General features: G+C 66.1%; 15 protein-coding genes and 1 tRNA gene. 9 read left to right on the top strand and 7 right to left on the bottom strand.

The features are described 5' to 3' along the window. Positions 1-152 precede the first annotated feature (152 nt). Genes minC through minE form a run of 3 tightly spaced genes read left to right on the top strand, consistent with a single transcriptional unit; the run spans position 153 to position 2,064 of the window. Entirely contained in the window at positions 153-908 is a 756-nt protein-coding gene (minC, locus tag B6V72_RS14590; protein WP_075776904.1) for a septum site-determining protein MinC, read from the top strand. Beyond that, positions 905-1,747 (top strand): septum site-determining protein MinD, encoded by an 843-nt coding sequence (minD, locus tag B6V72_RS14585; protein ID WP_075776903.1) that lies wholly within the window; start codon positions 905-907, stop codon positions 1,745-1,747. Before minC ends, minD begins: the two co-directional genes overlap by 4 nt. Further along, positions 1,744-2,064: a cell division topological specificity factor MinE gene (gene minE / locus B6V72_RS14580; protein ID WP_075776902.1), complete on the top strand. Its 321-nt coding sequence runs from the start codon at positions 1,744-1,746 to the stop codon at positions 2,062-2,064. The genes minD and minE overlap by 4 nt, the downstream gene beginning before the upstream one ends. A gap of 5 nt (positions 2,065-2,069) precedes the next feature. On the opposite strand, the gene B6V72_RS14575 is transcribed toward minE, so the two are convergent. The 4 genes from B6V72_RS14575 to B6V72_RS14565 all read right to left on the bottom strand — a co-directional run bounded on the left by B6V72_RS14575 (position 2,070) and on the right by B6V72_RS14565 (position 5,352). After that, a complete protein-coding gene (locus tag B6V72_RS14575; RefSeq protein WP_088722522.1) occupies positions 2,070-2,984 on the bottom strand; it encodes a DMT family transporter in 915 nt (304 codons plus the stop codon). Between the two features lie 132 nt (positions 2,985-3,116). Beyond that, entirely contained in the window at positions 3,117-3,281 is a 165-nt protein-coding gene (locus tag B6V72_RS19220; protein ID WP_157771600.1) for a hypothetical protein, read from the bottom strand. Next, positions 3,278-4,408, bottom strand: a complete 1,131-nt coding sequence (locus B6V72_RS14570; protein WP_233243159.1) for a YeeE/YedE family protein — start codon at positions 4,406-4,408, stop codon at positions 3,278-3,280. Before B6V72_RS14570 ends, B6V72_RS19220 begins: the two co-directional genes overlap by 4 nt. 2 nt (positions 4,409-4,410) lie before the next feature. Then, positions 4,411-5,352, bottom strand: a complete 942-nt coding sequence (locus tag B6V72_RS14565) for a rhodanese-like domain-containing protein (protein ID WP_088735874.1) — start codon at positions 5,350-5,352, stop codon at positions 4,411-4,413. A 349-nt stretch (positions 5,353-5,701) separates the two neighbouring features. Here B6V72_RS14565 and B6V72_RS14560 point away from each other — a divergent pair, with 349 nt between their 5' ends. The 5 genes from B6V72_RS14560 (at position 5,702) to B6V72_RS14540 (ending at position 12,715) form a co-directional block, all read left to right on the top strand. Further along, entirely contained in the window at positions 5,702-7,330 is a 1,629-nt protein-coding gene (locus B6V72_RS14560) for an FGGY-family carbohydrate kinase (protein ID WP_088735873.1), read from the top strand. Between the two features lie 134 nt (positions 7,331-7,464). Continuing rightward, on the top strand, positions 7,465-8,199 hold the full coding sequence (locus B6V72_RS14555) for a DeoR/GlpR family DNA-binding transcription regulator (RefSeq protein ID WP_168173054.1): 735 nt from the start codon (positions 7,465-7,467) through the stop codon (positions 8,197-8,199). Positions 8,200-8,298: 99 nt separating this feature from the next. Further along, positions 8,299-9,231 carry a ribokinase gene (gene rbsK / locus B6V72_RS14550; protein ID WP_088735871.1) on the top strand — a complete coding sequence of 311 codons (933 nt, stop codon included), beginning with the start codon at positions 8,299-8,301 and terminating at the stop codon, positions 9,229-9,231. 181 nt (positions 9,232-9,412) lie between these two features. After that, positions 9,413-10,342: a deoxyribose-phosphate aldolase gene (gene deoC, locus B6V72_RS14545; RefSeq protein ID WP_075776990.1), complete on the top strand. Its 930-nt coding sequence runs from the start codon at positions 9,413-9,415 to the stop codon at positions 10,340-10,342. A 12-nt stretch (positions 10,343-10,354) separates the two neighbouring features. Next, positions 10,355-12,715, top strand: coding sequence for an aldehyde dehydrogenase family protein (locus B6V72_RS14540; protein ID WP_206185802.1), 2,361 nt, complete (start codon positions 10,355-10,357; stop codon positions 12,713-12,715). Positions 12,716-12,873: 158 nt separating this feature from the next. Here the strand turns inward: B6V72_RS14540 and B6V72_RS14535 are convergent. The 3 genes from B6V72_RS14535 to B6V72_RS14525 all read right to left on the bottom strand — a co-directional run bounded on the left by B6V72_RS14535 (position 12,874) and on the right by B6V72_RS14525 (position 15,618). Next, positions 12,874-12,948 (bottom strand) — tRNA-Glu (locus B6V72_RS14535). A 171-nt stretch (positions 12,949-13,119) separates the two neighbouring features. After that, the gene (gene recJ, locus B6V72_RS14530) at positions 13,120-14,862 is read right to left on the bottom strand and encodes a single-stranded-DNA-specific exonuclease RecJ (protein WP_088735870.1); all 1,743 of its coding nucleotides are present in this window, start codon (positions 14,860-14,862) and stop codon (positions 13,120-13,122) included. A 54-nt stretch (positions 14,863-14,916) separates the two neighbouring features. Then, positions 14,917-15,618: a DUF599 domain-containing protein gene (locus B6V72_RS14525; RefSeq protein ID WP_088720133.1), complete on the bottom strand. Its 702-nt coding sequence runs from the start codon at positions 15,616-15,618 to the stop codon at positions 14,917-14,919. A gap of 81 nt (positions 15,619-15,699) precedes the next feature. On the opposite strand from B6V72_RS14525, the gene B6V72_RS14520 reads away from it, so the two are divergent. Beyond that, a complete protein-coding gene (locus B6V72_RS14520) occupies positions 15,700-17,133 on the top strand; it encodes an FAD-linked oxidase C-terminal domain-containing protein (protein WP_075775726.1) in 1,434 nt (477 codons plus the stop codon). Positions 17,134-17,194: the final 61 nt, after the last annotated feature.

Raw genomic sequence — 17,194 nt, 5'->3', positions numbered from 1 at the left:
TCGTCCACTTCCGGTTGACGGCAGGATTTAGCCGAGTAGAGAGGCCATCGCGATTTTGTGCTGGCAATTGCAGTGCGCGATCCGACACAACAAAGAAAAACAAGGCGGGTGCACCCTGCATCCCCACACCTGAGCAGAAGCGAGTTACCCTCGTGTCCGATTCCCTATCTCAGACCGGGCAGAAGCCTGCGCCGGTCTCGGTTCAGCCTTTTCAGTTCCGCGGTCTTTTCCTGACCGCTATCGCGCTTCGGCTCGAGACCGACGCGCCCGATGGTGCGTTCTATGCCGCGCTCGACGCACAGCTTGCGAAAACGCCGCATCTGTTGGCCGGTGCGCCGATGGTGCTCGATTTCGCGCAGGTGCCGGAGTTTTCGAAACCGGCCGACGTGCGCGACATGATCGACAACCTCTTCGCGCGCGATCTGCAGATCTTCGGGGCGCAGAACGCCACCGACGCGCAGCTAAGCGCCGTGAAAGGTTACGGAATTATCCCGATCAAGGTGGGCCGCGAGACCGCGATGCCCGAGCCGAAGCCGCAAAAGCCGCAGCCCGCGGCGAAGCGGACGGCGCCGCCGGTCGCGCGTAACAAGATCGTGCGCTCGCCTGTGCGGTCTGGCCAGATGATCGTGGCCGAACATGGCGATCTGACGGTGGTCGGCTCTGTCGCCTCGGGCGCGGAACTGGTCGCGGCGGGCAATATCCATGTCTACGGCGCGCTGCGGGGACGGGCGATGGCAGGCGCACATGGCGACGAGAGCGCGCGCATCTTCTGCCGCCAGCTCGACGCCGAACTGCTCGCGATCGCGGGCCTTTACAAAACGAGCGAAACCATTCCCGCGGAGCTTCGTCACAAGTCCGTGCAGGTTTACCTCGACGATGACAAACTTTGTGTGGAGGCGTTCGAATGACGCAACTCAAGGATGATAAGCCGCTCGGCAAGGTGATCGTGATCACCTCGGGCAAGGGGGGCGTGGGCAAGACTACCTCGGCCGCCGCAATCTCTGCCGGTCTCGCCAAGCGCGGCCACAAGACCGTCGTGATCGATTTCGACGTGGGCCTGCGCAACCTCGACATGATCATGGGCTGCGAGCGCCGTGTCGTGTTCGATTTCATCAACGTCATTCAGGGCGATGCACGGCTGAAGCAGGCGTTGATCAAGGACAAGCGGGTCGAGACGCTCTCGATCCTGCCGACCTCGCAGACCCGCGACAAGGACGCGCTGACGCAAGAGGGTGTCGAGAAGGTGCTCGACGAGCTGCGGCAGGAATTCGACTACATCATCTGCGACAGCCCCGCCGGGATCGAGCGCGGTGCGCAGCTGGCGATGTTCTTCGCCGATGAGGCGGTCGTCGTGACCAACCCCGAAGTCTCCTCGGTGCGCGACAGTGACCGGGTGCTTGGCCTTCTGTCGTCGAAGACCCGTCGCGCCGAAACCGACGGCGAGCCGGTCAAGGCGCAGGTGCTGCTGACCCGTCACGATCAGTCGCGCATTGACAAGGGCGAGATGATGACGGTCGAAGACGTGCTGGAGCTTCTGGCAGTCCCGCTGCTGGGCATCGTGCCCGAAAGCACCGCCGTCCTGCGCGCGTCGAACACCGGCATGCCGGTCGTGCTCGACGAGCCGTCGAGCGCCTCCGCCGCCTATGACGACGCTGTCGGCCGGCTTCTTGGCGAGGATATTCCGATGCGCATTCCGGGCGAGAAGCGTCCGGGCTTCATCGGACGGCTCTTCGGGCGGTCCGCATGAGCCTGTTCGGTTTCTCGCTCAAACCCCGCCGCGCGAAATCGGCGCAAACGGCCAAGGACCGTTTGCAGATCCTTCTCGCGCATGAACGCGGCAGCGGATCGGCGCAGGCCGACTATCTGCCCGATCTGCAACGCGACATCCTCGCCGTGATCCGCAAGTACATGGAGATCGAGGAGGACGGCGTCGATATCCGGATGGAGCGCAACGACGATATCTCGAGCCTCGAGATCAATATCGAGATGCCGTCGGATGCGGAAAAAGCCGCCAAATCCGCGAAGCCCGCGAAACCGGCTGCCAAGCCGGCAGCCCGGAAGTAAGCGGTTCAGAGATGCTCCGGCGCGGCTGACTGGCTGCGCCGGAGGACGCTTTGCCGACGATGGCCCGCGTGCCAGAGATAGAGCGCAAGGCTTCCGATCACGATCGCCCCGCCGATCAGCATCGCGCGGCTCGGGGCCTCGCCAGTGCCCCACCAGACCCAGATCGGTCCGAGGATCGTCTCGAGAAGCATCAGCAGGCTCACATTCGAGGCCGAGGTGTAGCGCGAGGCGAACGACAGCGACATGAAGGAGACCGGCAGCACGACGCCGCCTGCCAGCGCGATCGCCCAGACCTGACCGCCGGTCACGGCAGCGCCCCCCGTCCAGATCAGCGCCGCGAGCCCGGCCAGCCCGGCCCCGGAGCCCACGGCGAGCAGGATCGGCAGATGCGGATTGCGCCGGATCGTGACGAAGGTCGTCGACAGGCTCAACGCCACGCCGAGGCCGGCAAGCGCGCCCAGGATCGGATTGCCGCCAACGCTCGGCGGGGCGGGGCCGAAGACCGCAAGCCCGATCCCGCTGAGCACGGCCGCGATGGCGAGCCATGTCGACCAATGCGTCGTCTCGCGCAGGATCAGCCGCGACAGCAGCGCCGCGAATACCGGCACCGTCGAGACGCTGAACAGCACGATAGACACAGGCGCGGCGGCGATCCCCACCGCGAACAGCGTCATGTTCGAGAAATGGCATGCGACCAGCGCCAAGCCTGCGCCGCTGGCAAGCGCCTTCAGGTCGTGTTTCAGGTGACGCCTGCGCACGACGATCGAGATTAGCCACATCGCGCCGCCCATCAGCAGGCCGCGCCACATCACCATCTGCGCGCCGCTCATCTCCGACCAGCGCATCAGCAGCGTGTCGGGCGAAATCGCCAGCGCGCCGAACAGCGCGAGCAAGATGCCGAACATCGGATGTCTGGTCATGATGGGCTCCCTTCGCGCGGATGGCGCGTCAGGTGATCTCTAGCTGGCCGCGCACGGGGTTCCAAGGTCGGGCAGGAAAACACCGGCCCGAGGGAAGCGGGCCGGTGTTCCAGATCGCAAGGATTTGGGAGATCAGTTCGGCAGCGCTCCGCAGAACCCGCCGCTTGCGACCTGACCGGATCCGAAGGCGAAGGCCGGAGGGGCTTGGTAGGGATTGAGCGGTGCGCCCAATAGATCCGCGCAGATCAGTAGGAGCAGTGCCGCCATCGCGGTGAAGGCTGTCGCTTTCCGGGTCATGCGCGCGCCTCCAGTCCAAGGCGAGGCCGCAGCCAGATGCCGAGATAGGCGCCCGCGAAGGCGGCCGCGAACCAGACCCAGCCGTGCAGGCTGCCTGTCGAGATGCCCGAGAAGAAGGCGCCGACGTTGCACCCGAAGGCCAGACGCGAGGAATAGCCAAGCAGGAAACCCGCCACGACGGTCGCGACCCAGGCGCGCGCCGGATAGCTCGGCAGTTTCTGCGACAAGCCGCCCTGACGCCATGCCGCCACACCGAATGCGCCGGCGATCAGGCCGATATCGGTGAGCGAGGTGTAATCCGTCAGCAGGCTCTCGTTCACGCGGGTGATCGAGCCGGGGGCTGCATAGAAGGCCGATTGCGTCAGATCGAAGCCCATCCCGTTCACGCCTTTCGCGACCCAGAGACCCAGCCCGTAGACGACGCCCCAAGGCTGCCCGGCGACCAGCAGGTTCGCGATGGCGAGCGCTGCGAGGACGAGCGCTGCGATGACATAGCGCCGCGGCAGGCTCCGCGAGCCGCGCTTGCCGAGGAAGAAGACCGTGGCGGCTACCAGCGCCAGCAGGATCAGCGTCACCGCGAGCCCGCTCGTGCCGCGCAGGGTCAGGATCGGCAGCGCGCCGAGATTGGTCCACCAGATCAGGCCGTAAGCGCCGAAGAAGCTGCCGATCGCGAAGAACGGGAGCGCGAGCAGCCCGATCGGGTTGCCAGAGCCCGCATTGACCAACGTGCCCGAGCCGCAACCCATCACAACCTGCATCGCCGCGCCGAAGACGAAGGCGCCGCCGACCATCGCGAAGCCGATCGGGGCCTGCGCGCCGGTCAGCTCGCCCGGATGGCTGGTGATCGCGGGGATCGCGACGATGGAGACGAGACCGATCGCCAGAAGCTGCGCGAGGATGCCCGCCGGTTCGCGGCGCACGATCATCGCCCGCCAAGGGCCCGCGAAGCCGAAGCGCAGCCCCTCCAGCGCGATGCCGAAGCCGAGGCCGATCGCCAGCATGAAGCCGTAGCGCGCGCCGCCGAACAGCGCGAGCGCGCCGATGGCCACGAGAGCGGCGAGGATCAAAGCACTGCGCCGGGCGATCCCGCCCGACGCTGCCTGTTTCTCAAGAATGGCCGTGGACACTCTTAGCCTCCGGTGAGTTGGTTCAGCAAGTTCTGCAACAGGCCGGGCGTGTTCGCCATCTTACCGTCGGTCTGGGAATATTCCACCATCGAACCGGGATAGAGCTTGACGTTGTCGATGCCCGCCAGCTCGGACATGGCGAACCAGTCGGTCGCCGCCCAGTGCCCGGTATTGCAGAAGGACACGACCTCTTCGCCGTCCTTGATGCCCAGCTTCTCCTTCAGTGCGGCCGCATCGGCTTTCGCGTCGATCACCGTCGCGCCGGAGCGGAAGAACTTGGTATAGGGCAGGTTTTCGGCGCCGGGCAGGGTGCCGGGACGCGCGGCGGCGGAGTGCGCTTTCTTGCCTTCGAAGAAGGCCGGCGGGCGCGCATCGACGAGCACCGCCTTGCCCTTGCCATTGACGACATCGCTCACGGCCGGGGTTTCCGCCGTCCAGCGGTCATTCCACGTCAGATCGAGATCGGTCGGCATCAGGTTCTCGGTAACGTCCGACATCGGCAGCCCGGCATTGGCCCAGGCGGTCGTGCCGCCATTCAGGATCGACAGCTCGGTGAAGCCGGTGCTTTTCAGCGTCCAGTAGACGCGCGCAGCGGCGCCGAAATCGGTGTCCGTGTCGCCCTGTGCGATAATCACGATCGGACGATCGGGCTCGAGGCCGATCTGCTCGAAGGACGCCTGCAGCTTCGCGATCGGCGGCACCTCGCCGGGGTTGTTGTCCGGGCCACGGAAGAGCGAATAGGGCGCATAGACGGCGCCGTCGATATGGCCTTTCTCATAGCTGCCGGTGCGGATGTCGAGCAGCACCGGATCGAGCGTGTCGATCTCGGCGTTCAGCTCGCTCGGGGTGACGAGCGGGCCGAGATCGCTGGCCATCGCGGCGCTGGCGGCGAACAGGGCAGCGCCGGTGGCGACGGCTGCGGAAATTCGTGCGAGACGGGTCATGGGTAACCTCGCTGGTTAGGGATTTTGTCCCAAATTGTTCAGGATTTTTGTGATGGCAAGCTTTGGCGGTTCGCTGGTTCTATTGCGCGTGGGAACAATGTTCCAAATACGTGATCGTTCGTGAGATATGCGTCCCTTTCCTCGTGGCGGGGTAGACGCGCGGTCCATCGCGACGCTGAACCGCGCGACCGCGTTTTTATTCGCAGCGGAACGCCCTTCGGCCTCGATATCGGGGTTTCGGCGGCGTGACGGCTCTGTGCTGCGAGAATCGTCTGCCCCGGCTCGGGTTGGCAGTCCCCGCCCGATACCGTTAAGGATTGGGCAAGATGCGCGTCTGGGGAGGATCAACGTGAGCAAGCTTTTCGTCGGTGTCGATGTTGGAACCGGTTCGGCGCGTGCCGGGATTTTCGACCCGGAGGGCACGCTTCTCGGTGTCGGCAAGCATCCGTTGGAGATGTGGCAGGACGATCATGGCCATGTCGAACAATCGAGCGCCCAGATCTGGCAGGCGGTCTGCGATGCCGTGACGGGAGCCCTCGCCGCGTCGAGGGCGGACCCGCGCGATGTCGCGGGGATCGGATTCGACGCGACCTGTTCGCTCGCCGTGATCGGCCCGGAGGGCGGGTTGCCCGTGGGCGATCCTGATGCGCCCGAGCGCGATGTCATCGTCTGGATGGATCACCGAGCCCGCGATCAGGCGGTGCGGATCAATGCGGGCGACCACGCGGTGCTGCGCTATGTGGGCGGCCGCATTTCGCCGGAGATGCAGACGCCGAAACTGATGTGGCTGCGCGAGGAGCGCCCCGAGATCTATGCGCAGGCGCTTCATTTCTTCGATCTCGCAGATTTCCTGACATGGAAGGCGAGCGGCGCGCTGGAGCGCTCCGCCTGCACGGTCACCTGCAAATGGACTTATCTCGCCCATGAGAACCGCTGGGACCCGGAGTATTTCCATGCGATCGGCCTTGGTGATCTGGCCGAGGGCGGCTTCGAACGGATCGGCGCGCAGATTGTCGACCCGGGCACGCCGCTTGGGGCGGGGCTGATCGAGGAAGCCGCTGCGCAGATGGGCCTGGCGCCCGGAACGCCGGTCGCCGCCGGGTTGATCGACGCCCATGCCGGCGGGATTGGCACAGTCGCGGCGCAGGGCGGGTCGGGCGATCCGGCGCAATGTCTGGGCTATGTGTTCGGCACGTCCTCCTGCACCATGACCTCGACGCGCGAGCCTGCCTTCGTGCCCGGCGTCTGGGGGCCGTATTTCTCGGCAATGATCCCGGGGATGTGGCTCAATGAGGGCGGCCAATCCGGCGCGGGCGCTGCGATTGCGCAACTGGTGCAACTGCATCCGGCCGCCCAGGAGGCACGAGAGCGGGCGCAGGTCGCGGGCAAATCCGTGCCCGAATTCCTCGCTGATCTCGCGCTCGAGAAGGTGGGGTCACCCTCGGAGGTCGCGACGCTTGCCGAGGCGCTGCACGTGGTGCCGGAATTCCTGGGCAACCGCGCGCCCTTCGCCGATCCGGACGCACGGGCGGTGATCGTGGGGCAGGGGATGGAGACCGGGCTGGACTCGCTCGTGGCGCTCTATGTCGCGGGGGTCTGCGGGCTGGCCTATGGCCTGCGCCAGATCATCGAGGTGCAGGCCGAACACGGCGCGCCGATCTCGGAGATTTCGATCTCGGGCGGGGCGGGTGCGCATCCCGTCATCCGTCAGATCATCGCCGATGCAACGGGGCGCGATGTCGTGGTCACGCGCTGCGAAGAACCGGTGCTGCTGGGCGCCGCGATGCTTGGCGCGGTCGCGGCGAACGGGTTCGATGACCTGCAAGCCGCGATGGGGGCGATGTCGCAGGTTGCGACCCGGTTCGCGCCCGCAGGCGGTGTGATAGAACGTCTGCACGCGGCGCGGTTCGACGCCTTCCTGACGCTGCAATCAACCGCCCGATCGGTGCGCGAGAGCATGGCCAATGCGGTCGGGTGACGCGACTGGCTGACGAGGCGTGACGCAGCGGCGCAGCGCGGTCTGGAACGCAGGTCTTGCTTTCGTGGGGCCGGATACGGACACTCTGCGGATTATGGAACGCGTTTCGAAATCCTGATCTTGAAAGCCAAATCGTGACCAGACCCAGCCGCCAGCAAGAGCGGATCGACCAGATAACCGCCTTGCTAGATGTCTCGCCCGCCCTGCGTTTGCGGGATTTGTCCGAGCAGATGGGCGTAACAGAGATGACGCTGCGACGCGACGCGGCCCAGCCCGAGGCGGGGTTTGCCTGCCGGGGTGGCTATATCGTCACCACCCGCACGACCGAGCATTACGACTTCGACGCGCAGATGAACCGCGCCATCGACGCCAAGCGCGCGGCGGCGGGCCATGCGCTCGACCTGGTGCCCGAAGGCGCGGTCGTGTTCCTCGATACCGGCACCACGTTGCCCCATCTCGCGCGGCTCCTGGCGCAGGGCAAAGCGCGGCGAATCATCACCCATTGTCTGACCACGGCGGAGATCCTTCAGGGGCGCAGCAGCGTCCCGGTCGAGTTTCTCGGCGGGGAGATCAAGTCGAGCACACGCTCCTGTCATGCCGGAAATCCGCAGGAGAGATTGGCGCCACTCGGAATCGACGTGGCGTTCCTCTCGGCTGGTGGCGTCGGTTCTGACGGTGCGCTCAGCTGTTCGCACGAGTACGAAGTCCCGTTGAAACGCGCGGCGATCGAGATTTCGAAACAGTGTTTTGTGGTGGTGGACGCCAGCAAGATCGGCCAGCGCAAGCCGATCGTTTTTGCGACGCTCGACGAGATTTCGGGCGTCGTGACCGAGGCCGGCCTTCTCGCCGGGATGAGCTTCACGTTGTAGTTGACACTCGCTGCGTCGCGCGAGAAGGTCCGAGTTATGTTGCGATCGTAACATTATCGGGCGGAGCCGCGAGAATTTTCGAACTGACGGAGAAAGAGAATGCCTGAGAAGATTGCCGTCGTCGGCTCGAACATGATGGATTTGGTGACCTATATCGACCGGATGCCGGGTCGCGGCGAAACCTTGGAGGCCCCCGATTTCGTGATGGGCTTCGGGGGCAAGGGCGCGAACCAGGCGGTGGCCGCCGCGCGGCTGGGCTCGGAGGTGGCGATGGTCACTTGCGTTGGCGATGACGGCTTCGGCCCGCAGGTCCGTGCCAATTTGGAAGCGAACGGGATCGACACGACCCATGTGCGGACGGTGGAAGGGGCAGCCTCGGGAGTGGCGCCGATCTTCGTCGAGCGCGATGGCGAGAACGCGATCCTCATCGTGAAAGGTGCCAACGCGGCGCTCGCCCCGGCTGATGTGGATGCGGCAGCCGAGACGCTGCGCGCCGCCTCCGCGATCCTGATGCAGCTCGAGGTCGATCTGGAGACGGTCTATCACACCGTGGCCTTCGGGGCGCGCGAAGGCGTGACGACGATCCTCAATCCGGCGCCCGCGCATCCCGACCTGGATATCGCGCGGCTCGACGGGCTCGACTGGTTCTGTCCGAACGAGAGCGAGCTGGCAATGCTCTCGGGGCTGCCGACAGGCACCGAGGATGAAGTGATCGCCGCCGCGCGCAGCCTGATCGAGCGCGGCATCCACAACGTCGTCGTGACGCTCGGCGGTCGCGGTGCGCGTCGGATCACGGCGGACACCGTCGAAGAGATCGCGCCCGTCTCCGTGACCCCCGTGGACACGACCGGCGCGGGCGACGCCTTCATCGGCAGTTTCGCGCATTTCCTCGGACAAGGGACGGAGCCCACCGCGGCGCTGACCCGGGCCGCGCGTTATGCAGCCCTCTCGATCACCCGTCGCGGTACGCAAACCAGCTACGCGACGCCCGCCGAATTCGACGACTTTCTTTCCGAGCATGGGCTCGGCTGAAGTATGCTGATCTTGTCCCGATCGCGCGCCCCGGAGATGTCCCCGGACGTGATGGCGAGGCTGTGACGAGTCCCGATTTAGGAGACACGCAATGAAGACCGAAATGAAAACCGAGACGCAGGCGGAAGGCGCTTTGGTGCCCACCGCCAACGCGGCGGGGGAGCATGTGCGCAACCCCGGCATGGCGCTCGATGTGGGGATGTTCGAGGGGCACCGGGTGAACCGCGCCGCCGCCGAACGCCGCTGTGCGACGCTCACTGCCCGGCGCAGCGTGAAGAAGGCGCATCAGGCGGCATGGCTGGTCAACGCGGTGCGTTGCATCGACCTGACGACGCTTGCGGGCGACGATACCGAAGGCCGGGTGAAGCGGCTCTGTGCGAAGGCGCGCAAGCCCTTGGCCTCGCATATCGAAGCGGGCCTCGGACTCAGCCCGGGCGAGCTGACTGTGGGCGCGGTCTGCGTCTACCCGACGATGGTGCCGCATGCGGTCAAGGCACTGGAGGGCACGGGGATTCCCGTGGCCTCGGTCGCGACGGGCTTCCCGACGGGTCTGATGCCGCTGCATCTGCGGCTCGAGGAAATCCGCTGGGCGGTGGCGCAGGGCGCGGCCGAGATCGACATCGTGATCAACCGCGAACTGGCGCTGACCCGGAACTGGCAGGGCCTGCATGACGAGATTGCGGCGATGCGCGAGGCCTGCGGTGACGCCCATATGAAGGCGATCCTGGCCACCGGCGAGCTGGAGACGCTGAACAACGTCTATTCCGCCTCGATGGTGGCGATGCAGGCAGGCGCCGATTTCATCAAGACCTCCACCGGCAAGGAAAGCGTCAACGCGACGCTGCCTGTCAGCCTGACCATGCTGCGTGCGCTACGCGATTACGGGATGGCGACCGGCCACCGCATCGGCTTCAAACCCGCAGGCGGGATGAAGCAGGCGAAAGAGGCGCTGGCCTGGCAGATCCTGATGAAAGAAGAGCTGGGCCGCGACTGGCTCAACCCCGACCTGTTCCGCTTCGGCGCAAGCTCGATGCTGGGTGATATCGAGCGCCAGCTGGAGCACTACGTCACTGGCCGTTACGCCGATAGCAGCCGTCACGCGCTGGCCTGAGGAGAGACAGAAATGAGCATTCAGAGCATCCTCGAAACCATGGAGTACGGCGTGGCCCCCGAAGACGACAGCCAGGCGCGCAAGTGGCTCGCCAAGCATGAGGGCGGCTTCGGCCATTTCATCGACGGCGCGATGACCAAGCCGGGCGATCTGTTCGAAGTCCGCGATCCGGCAAGCGACACGGTGCTGGCGCGCGTCACGCAGGGTTCGGCGTCGGATGTGGATGCCGCCGTCTCGGCCGCGCGCAGGGCGCAAAGCGGTTGGGCGAAGCTGTCGGGCCATCAACGCGCGAAGCACCTCTACGCGCTCGCCCGTCACATCCAGCAGCATTCGCGCCTGCTCGCGGTGCTCGAGACACTCGACAGCGGCAAGCCGATCCGCGAGAGCCGCGACATCGACATCCCGCTGGTCGCGCGCCATTTCTATCACCATGCGGGCTGGGCGGAGATCCTCGAGGACGAGCTGCCGGGCCACACGGCGCAGGGCGTCTGCGGCCAGATCATCCCGTGGAACTTCCCGCTTCTGATGCTGGCGTGGAAGGTCGCACCGGCACTGGCGGCTGGCAATACGGTCGTGCTGAAGCCCGCCGAATACACGCCGCTCACCGCGCTGGCCTTCGCCGAGATCGCGCAGGAATGCGGCATCCCGAAGGGGGTGATCAACATCGTCACCGGCGACGGCGAAACTGGGGCTGCGATCGTCGGCCATGAGGGCATCGACAAGCTGGCCTTCACCGGTTCGACCGATGTGGGCCGCATCCTGCGCGAGCGCACGGCTGGTTCGGGCAAGGCGCTGACGCTGGAGCTGGGCGGCAAATCCCCTTTCATCGTCTTCGAAGATGCCGATCTGGACGCCGCCGTCGAGGGCGTGGTGGACGCAATCTGGTTCAACCAGGGTCAGGTCTGCTGCGCTGGCTCGCGCATCCTCGTGGCCGAGGCGGTGGCCGAACGGTTCGAGACGCTGCTGCGCGCCCGGATGAAGACGCTGCGCACCGGCGATCCGATGGACAAGAGCACCGATATCGGCGCGATCGTGCATCCCTCGCAGCTCGCGCGTATCCGCGATCTGGTAGAGAAGGGCGCAAGCGAGGGGGCGACGCTGACCCAAGGCTCCGCGCCGCAGGGCTGCTTCTTCCCGCCGACGCTGGTGACGGATGTGGAGCCTGCGAGCGTTCTCGCGACCGAGGAAATCTTCGGCCCCGTGGTCACGCTCACCACCTTCCGCACGCCGTCTGACGCCGTGGCGCTCGCCAACAATACGCGCTATGGGCTCGCGGCCAGCATCTGGTCGGAGAACGTGAACCTGTGCCTCGACATCGCGGGGCAGGTGAAGGCCGGGATCGTCTGGATCAACTCGACCAACATTTTCGACGCAGGCGCGGGCTTCGGCGGCTATCGCGAGAGCGGCTTCGGTCGCGAGGGCGGTCGCGAGGGCATGCGTGCCTATCTGCGCAACCCGGCGGCGGCCACCGGCAAGGGCAAGGGCACGACGCCCTCCGAGCTGGAGACCGGTCCTGCCGACACGATCAAGGGTGGCGAGATCGACCGCACCGCGAAGCTCTATGTCGGCGGCAAGCAGGCGCGGCCCGATAGCGGCTACAGCTATCAGGTGAAGGGCGGCAAGGCGGTCGTGGGGCTCGCAGGGCTCGGCAACCGCAAGGACATCCGCAACGCGGTCGAGGCGGCGCATAAGGCGAAGGGCTGGGGCAAGGCCACGGGCCATAACCGGGCGCAGGTGCTCTATTACATCGGCGAGAACCTCTCGGCGCGCGGCGCGGAATTCGCCGCCCGTCTGGAAAGCTTCGGCGCCTCGCGCAAAGCCGCCGAGGCCGAAGTCGAGACGGCGGTGGAGCGTTGCTTCTGGTATGCCGCCCAAGCCGACAAGTTCGACGGCGCGGTGCACGCGACGAAGTCCGAATTCGTGACCCTCGCGATGAATGAGCCGATCGGGGTGATGGGACTTGTGGCTCCGACCGCGCAGCCGCTTCTGGGGGCGATTTCGCTGGTGCTGCCTGCGATTGCGATGGGCAACTGCGTGGTGCTGGTCCCGAGCCAGACACATCCGCTGGCCGCGACCGACCTCTATCAGGTGCTCGATACCTCCGACGTGCCGGGGGGCGTGGTCAATATCGTCACCGGCCCGCGCGACGAGCTGGCGAAGACGCTGGCGGCGCATGATGGCGTCGATGCGATGTGGTATTTCGGCAATGCCGAGGGCTGCCGGATGGTCGAGGCGCAAAGCGCCGGGAACCTCAAACAGACCTGGGTCGAAGCCGACGACGCACGCGACTGGGGAGCCCGTGCGGGGCAGGGGCGTCTGTTCCTCGACCGCGCGACGCAGGTGAAGAACATCTGGGTGCCCTACGGCGCGTGAGGCTTCAGGCCCCTGACAGGGAAACGAGAAAGCGGCCCCGGAAGGGCCGCTTTTTTTGATGAGGGATCGGCGCGCGCAGAGCCGCGCTGTACCACGAATGAAAACACACGCGACCAAGCGGCGCGCGTGGTGAAATCGCTTTGAAATGGGGGGAGTAGTGGCAGTCCGTAGGGGAATCGAACCCCTCTTTCCAGGTTGAAAACCTGGCGTCCTAACCGATAGACGAACGGACCACTCTGAACCTTCCGGGCATACCTGCCTCGGGTGGAGCGGTGTTTAGGCCAGAGAACCGTGACTCGCAAGAGGGTATTTGCGGATTTTTGGAAAGTTTTTGTCCCTCCGTTACGGCAGTCTCGAAGCCTTGGAATTACAGCCCTTTTCTGTGTGCAATCGTGGGGTGTCGCTTACGCTTCGGACGCGTCCTCGAGCCGCAGCTGCACCTTGTTGCGCCCGCCCCATGTGTTGATCTCCAACCGTCCGGCGAGGTGGAAACGCTTCGCGCCCGGCTGGCTCAGCGCGGGGCCGAGCGGGCAGTCGAACGCGCCGAAGCAGACCGTCTCGATCCGCGCGCCCATACCGTCGCCGAACATGAAGCGCAGATGGCTCTCGCCGATCCGGCGCGCGCCCACGACTTCCATATCCGCAAAGGCGAAACGCGGGGCAGGAGCGCCTTGGCCGAAGGGGCCGGCGCGGTCGAGGTCTTCAATCAGTTGCGCGGTCGCCGCGCCCGGCATCAGCATCCCGTCGAGACGCAGGTCGCGCGGGCCGATCTCTCCCGCACCCTGTTTGGCCAGAAGCTCCGACAGGCGCGCCATCGCAGGCTCCAGCTTGTTTTCCTCCACCGTGAGGCCCGCCGCCATCTTGTGCCCGCCGCCTTTCAGCAGCAGCCCCTCGGCGGCGACGCGCTGGATCGCGGCCCCGATATCGACGCCGGCGACCGAGCGGGCCGAGCCCTTGCCGATCCCGTTCTCCACCCCGATCACGACCGAGGGGCGGTTCGTCGCCTCTTTCAGCCGCGCGGCCACGATGCCGACGACGCCCGGGTGCCAGCCAGCGCCCGCCGCCCAGACCAGCGGTGCGTTGAGCCCGCGTTCCTCGGCCTGCGTCAGCGCCGCCTCCCGCACGGCGTTCTCGACCTCTCGGCGCTCGGTGTTGAGCTGATCGAGCCGTTCCGCGATGGATTGCGCCTCGTGCGGGTCGGTTGTCGACAGCAGACGCGCGCCCAGATCGGCCGCGCCGATCCGCCCGCCTGCATTGATCCTCGGTCCCAGCACGAAGCCCAAGTGATAGGCGGCGGGCGCACGGTCGAGCCGCGCCACGTCCGACAGCGCCACGAGGCCGGGCCGCTCGCGCCGCGCCATGATCTTGAGCCCCTGCCGCACCAGCGCCCGGTTGCAGCCCGTGAGTGGCGCGACATCGGCCACCGTCGCAAGTGCCACCAGATCGAGAAGCGTCATCAAGGGCGGGCCCTGCACACCTTCGTCGCGCAGCTGCCGGTTCGCCTCCACCAACATCAGGAAGACGACTGAAGCCGCGCAGAGATGACCCAGCTCGCCGGTCTCGTCCTGCCGGTTCGGGTTCACCACGGCCAGCGCGGGGGGCAGGGTCTCGCCGCCAAGGTGGTGATCGAGGATGACGACATCGGCGGGCTTCGCGGCGGCTACGGGCTCGTGGCTCAGCGTGCCGCAATCGACGCAAACGATCAGCGGATGCTCGGCCCCGAGGCTTTCCATCGCGGGCACGTTCGGCCCGTAGCCCTCGTCGATCCGGTCGGGAATATAGAGCGTCGCCTCGCGCCCCATCGCGCGCAGCCAGTTGATCAGCAGCGCCGCCGAGGCGCCGCCATCGACGTCATAATCCGCGAAAACGGCGATCTTCTCACCCGACTTCACCGCTTTCAGGAACCGCTCCGCCGCCTGCTCCATGTCGCGCAAGGATCGGGGGTCGGGGAGAAGTTCGCGGATCGTGGGTTCGAGGAAGCCCTCGCTCTCCTCCGGCGTCACACCGCGCGCGACGAGGATGCGGGCGAGGGGCAGGGGCAAGCGCGTCTGCTGCGCCATCGCCTCGGCCAGCCGGTCGGCCTCGGGTGTGGGGCCGATCCAGCGGCGGCCTGTCAGGGATTGCTCGACGGAAAGGAAACTGCTCATGGCGTCGGGTTTAGCCAAATCATGCGGAGGCTGCCAGAGGCGAGCGCGCCGCGCCTAGTCGGGGATGTTCTCCAGCAGCGCCTGGCGCGAGTCCGAGGCGAATTCACGCCGCCAGAGCATCGCCGTGGTGAACAGCGTCGCCGCAATGAGCGCATAGGGCCCGAGCAGCCATGCCAGCGTCGCCAGCGCGAAATAGACGGAACGCAGCCCGCGATTGAAGCTCTTCGCCGCGTTGATGTTCACCTGCGCCGCCTGTTCGGCGCGCGGATAGGCCAGCGGGTCCTCGGGCTCGTTGGGCACCGCCGCCATTGCGATCGCGGCATAGGAGAACAGCCGGTGCGACCAGACGAATTTCAGAAACGCATTCGCACCGAAGAGCACGGCCGTCAGGATGCGCGCCTCCCACAGCAGGTCCGGGCCGCGCGCGATGTCGAAATCATCAGCGAGATTCGTCAGCGGCTGCGGATTCGCGATCAGCGCCAGCCCGGCACCGATAGCGATCAGCGAAGAAGAGGCGAAGAAGGTCGTCGATTGCCGCAGCCCGTCCACCATGGCCGAATCGAAGATCCGCGGCTGGCGCGTCACCAGCTGGCGCATCCATTCGCGACGGTAATTTTCCATCAGCTTGCCCATCGAAGGGCGGGCGGTGCTCGGATGTTCGGTCGTCCAGCCGATCACGAGCCAGCAGGTGACGAGAAGCGCAAGCGCCGCGAGATCGAGAGGCCCGAGCGGGCCGATATGAAACATCGTCGTCATATCGACAGTTAGCGCGATGCGGCTTCCCTTGTCACCGGGGCTTATTGGTTATATTTTCTGACCAACCGGGAGGAGTTTGCCATGGAAATGCCCAAGCCGAAGGAGGATCTGCTGGCGCGCAAGCCGCAGATCATCGCCCGCCTGCGCGAGGTTCTGCCCGCGGATGCGGTGATCGACGATCCGAGCGAGACGCGCGCCTATGAATGCGATGCGCTTTCGGCCTATCGCTGCCAGCCGCTGGGCGTGGTGCTGCCGCGCTCGACGGCGGAGGTCGCGGCGGCGCTGAAGGCCTGTCACGAACTGGGCGTGCCGGTGGTGCCGCGCGGCGCGGGCACCTCGCTTGCGGGCGGGTCGATGCCGCAGGCGGATTCGGTGGTGCTGGGCCTCGCGCGGATGAATGCCGTGCTGGAGACCGATTACACCAACCGCTTCATCCGGGTCGAGGCGGGACGGACGAACCTCTCGGTGACCGGGGCGGTGGAAAGCGATGGCTGGTTCTACGCGCCCGATCCGTCCTCGCAGCTCGCCTGCGCGATCTCGGGCAATATCGCGATGAATTCCGGCGGCGCGCATTGCCTGAAATACGGGGTGACGACGAATAACCTCCTCGGTGTGACGCTGGTCACGATGGAAGGCGAGGTGGTCGAGATCGGCGGACCGTATCTGGATGCGGGCGGGCTCGATCTGCTGGGGCTGATCTGCGGCTCGGAGGGGCAATTGGGCGTCGTGACCGAAGCCACGCTTAAGATCCTGCCGAAACCTGAAGGCGCACGCCCCGTGCTGATCGGATTTAACTCGAACGAGGTCGCGGGCGCCTGCGTCGCCGATATCATCAAGGCGGGCATCCTGCCCGTCGCGATCGAGTTCATGGACCGCCCCTGCATCCGCGCGACCGAGGCCTTCTGCCATGCGGGCTATCCCGATTGCGAGGCGCTGCTGATCGTCGAATGCGAGGGCTCGGAAGCCGAGATCGACGAGCAGATCGGCATGATCCGCCAGATCGCGACCCGTCACGAGCCGGTCGAGTTCCGCGAGGCGCAATCGGCCGACGAGGCCGCGCGGATCTGGCTGGGCCGGAAGTCGGCCTTCGGCGCGATGGGGCAGATTAACGATTACATGTGCCTCGACGGGACGATCCCGGTCTCGGAACTGCCCTTCGTGCTGCGCCGGATCGGCGAGTTGTCGAAGGATTTCGGGCTCGACGTCGCAAACGTCTTCCACGCGGGCGACGGCAATATGCACCCGCTGATCCTGTATAACGCCAACGAGCCGGGCCAGCAGGAGCAATGCGAAAAGCTGGGCGCGGAGATCCTGAAGCTCTGCGTCGAGGCGGGCGGCTGCCTGACCGGCGAGCATGGCGTGGGCATCGAGAAGCGTGACCTGATGGATGTGCAGTTCGAACCCGCCGACCTGGAAGCGCAGATGCGGGTGAAGGACGTGTTCGATCCGAAATGGCTTTTGAACCCGGCGAAGGTGTTCCCGCTCGGTGCGAGCGCGAGCCGCCGTGCGAGCTGAAAAAGGAGAGGGGCGCTGCCCCGCTCGCTGACGCGAGCCCCCGGGATATTTTTGCCAAGAG

This window comes from Thioclava sp. F34-6, from assembly GCF_002213235.1.
In the GTDB taxonomy this organism is placed as follows: domain Bacteria; phylum Pseudomonadota; class Alphaproteobacteria; order Rhodobacterales; family Rhodobacteraceae; genus Thioclava; species Thioclava nitratireducens.
Note: the sequence above shows the minus strand (reverse complement) of the source record. Positions and strands in the feature narration are given on the sequence as shown.

What these genes read in the sequence shown, in the direction of transcription:
- deoC (WP_075776990.1), top strand. Translation starts at nt 9,413, where the DNA reads ATGGCGCTCGATGTGGGGATGTTCGAGGGGCACCGGGTGAACCGCGCC.
- rbsK (WP_088735871.1), top strand. Translation starts at nt 8,299, where the DNA reads ATGCCTGAGAAGATTGCCGTCGTCGGCTCGAACATGATGGATTTGGTG.
- minE (WP_075776902.1), top strand. Translation starts at nt 1,744, where the DNA reads ATGAGCCTGTTCGGTTTCTCGCTCAAACCCCGCCGCGCGAAATCGGCG.
- B6V72_RS14520 (WP_075775726.1), top strand. Translation starts at nt 15,700, where the DNA reads ATGGAAATGCCCAAGCCGAAGGAGGATCTGCTGGCGCGCAAGCCGCAG.
- B6V72_RS14575 (WP_088722522.1), bottom strand. Translation starts at nt 2,984, where the DNA reads ATGACCAGACATCCGATGTTCGGCATCTTGCTCGCGCTGTTCGGCGCG.
- minD (WP_075776903.1), top strand. Translation starts at nt 905, where the DNA reads ATGACGCAACTCAAGGATGATAAGCCGCTCGGCAAGGTGATCGTGATC.
- B6V72_RS14565 (WP_088735874.1), bottom strand. Translation starts at nt 5,352, where the DNA reads ATGACCCGTCTCGCACGAATTTCCGCAGCCGTCGCCACCGGCGCTGCC.
- B6V72_RS14525 (WP_088720133.1), bottom strand. Translation starts at nt 15,618, where the DNA reads ATGACGACGATGTTTCATATCGGCCCGCTCGGGCCTCTCGATCTCGCG.
- B6V72_RS19220 (WP_157771600.1), bottom strand. Translation starts at nt 3,281, where the DNA reads ATGACCCGGAAAGCGACAGCCTTCACCGCGATGGCGGCACTGCTCCTA.
- B6V72_RS14540 (WP_206185802.1), top strand. Translation starts at nt 10,355, where the DNA reads ATGAGCATTCAGAGCATCCTCGAAACCATGGAGTACGGCGTGGCCCCC.
- recJ (WP_088735870.1), bottom strand. Translation starts at nt 14,862, where the DNA reads ATGAGCAGTTTCCTTTCCGTCGAGCAATCCCTGACAGGCCGCCGCTGG.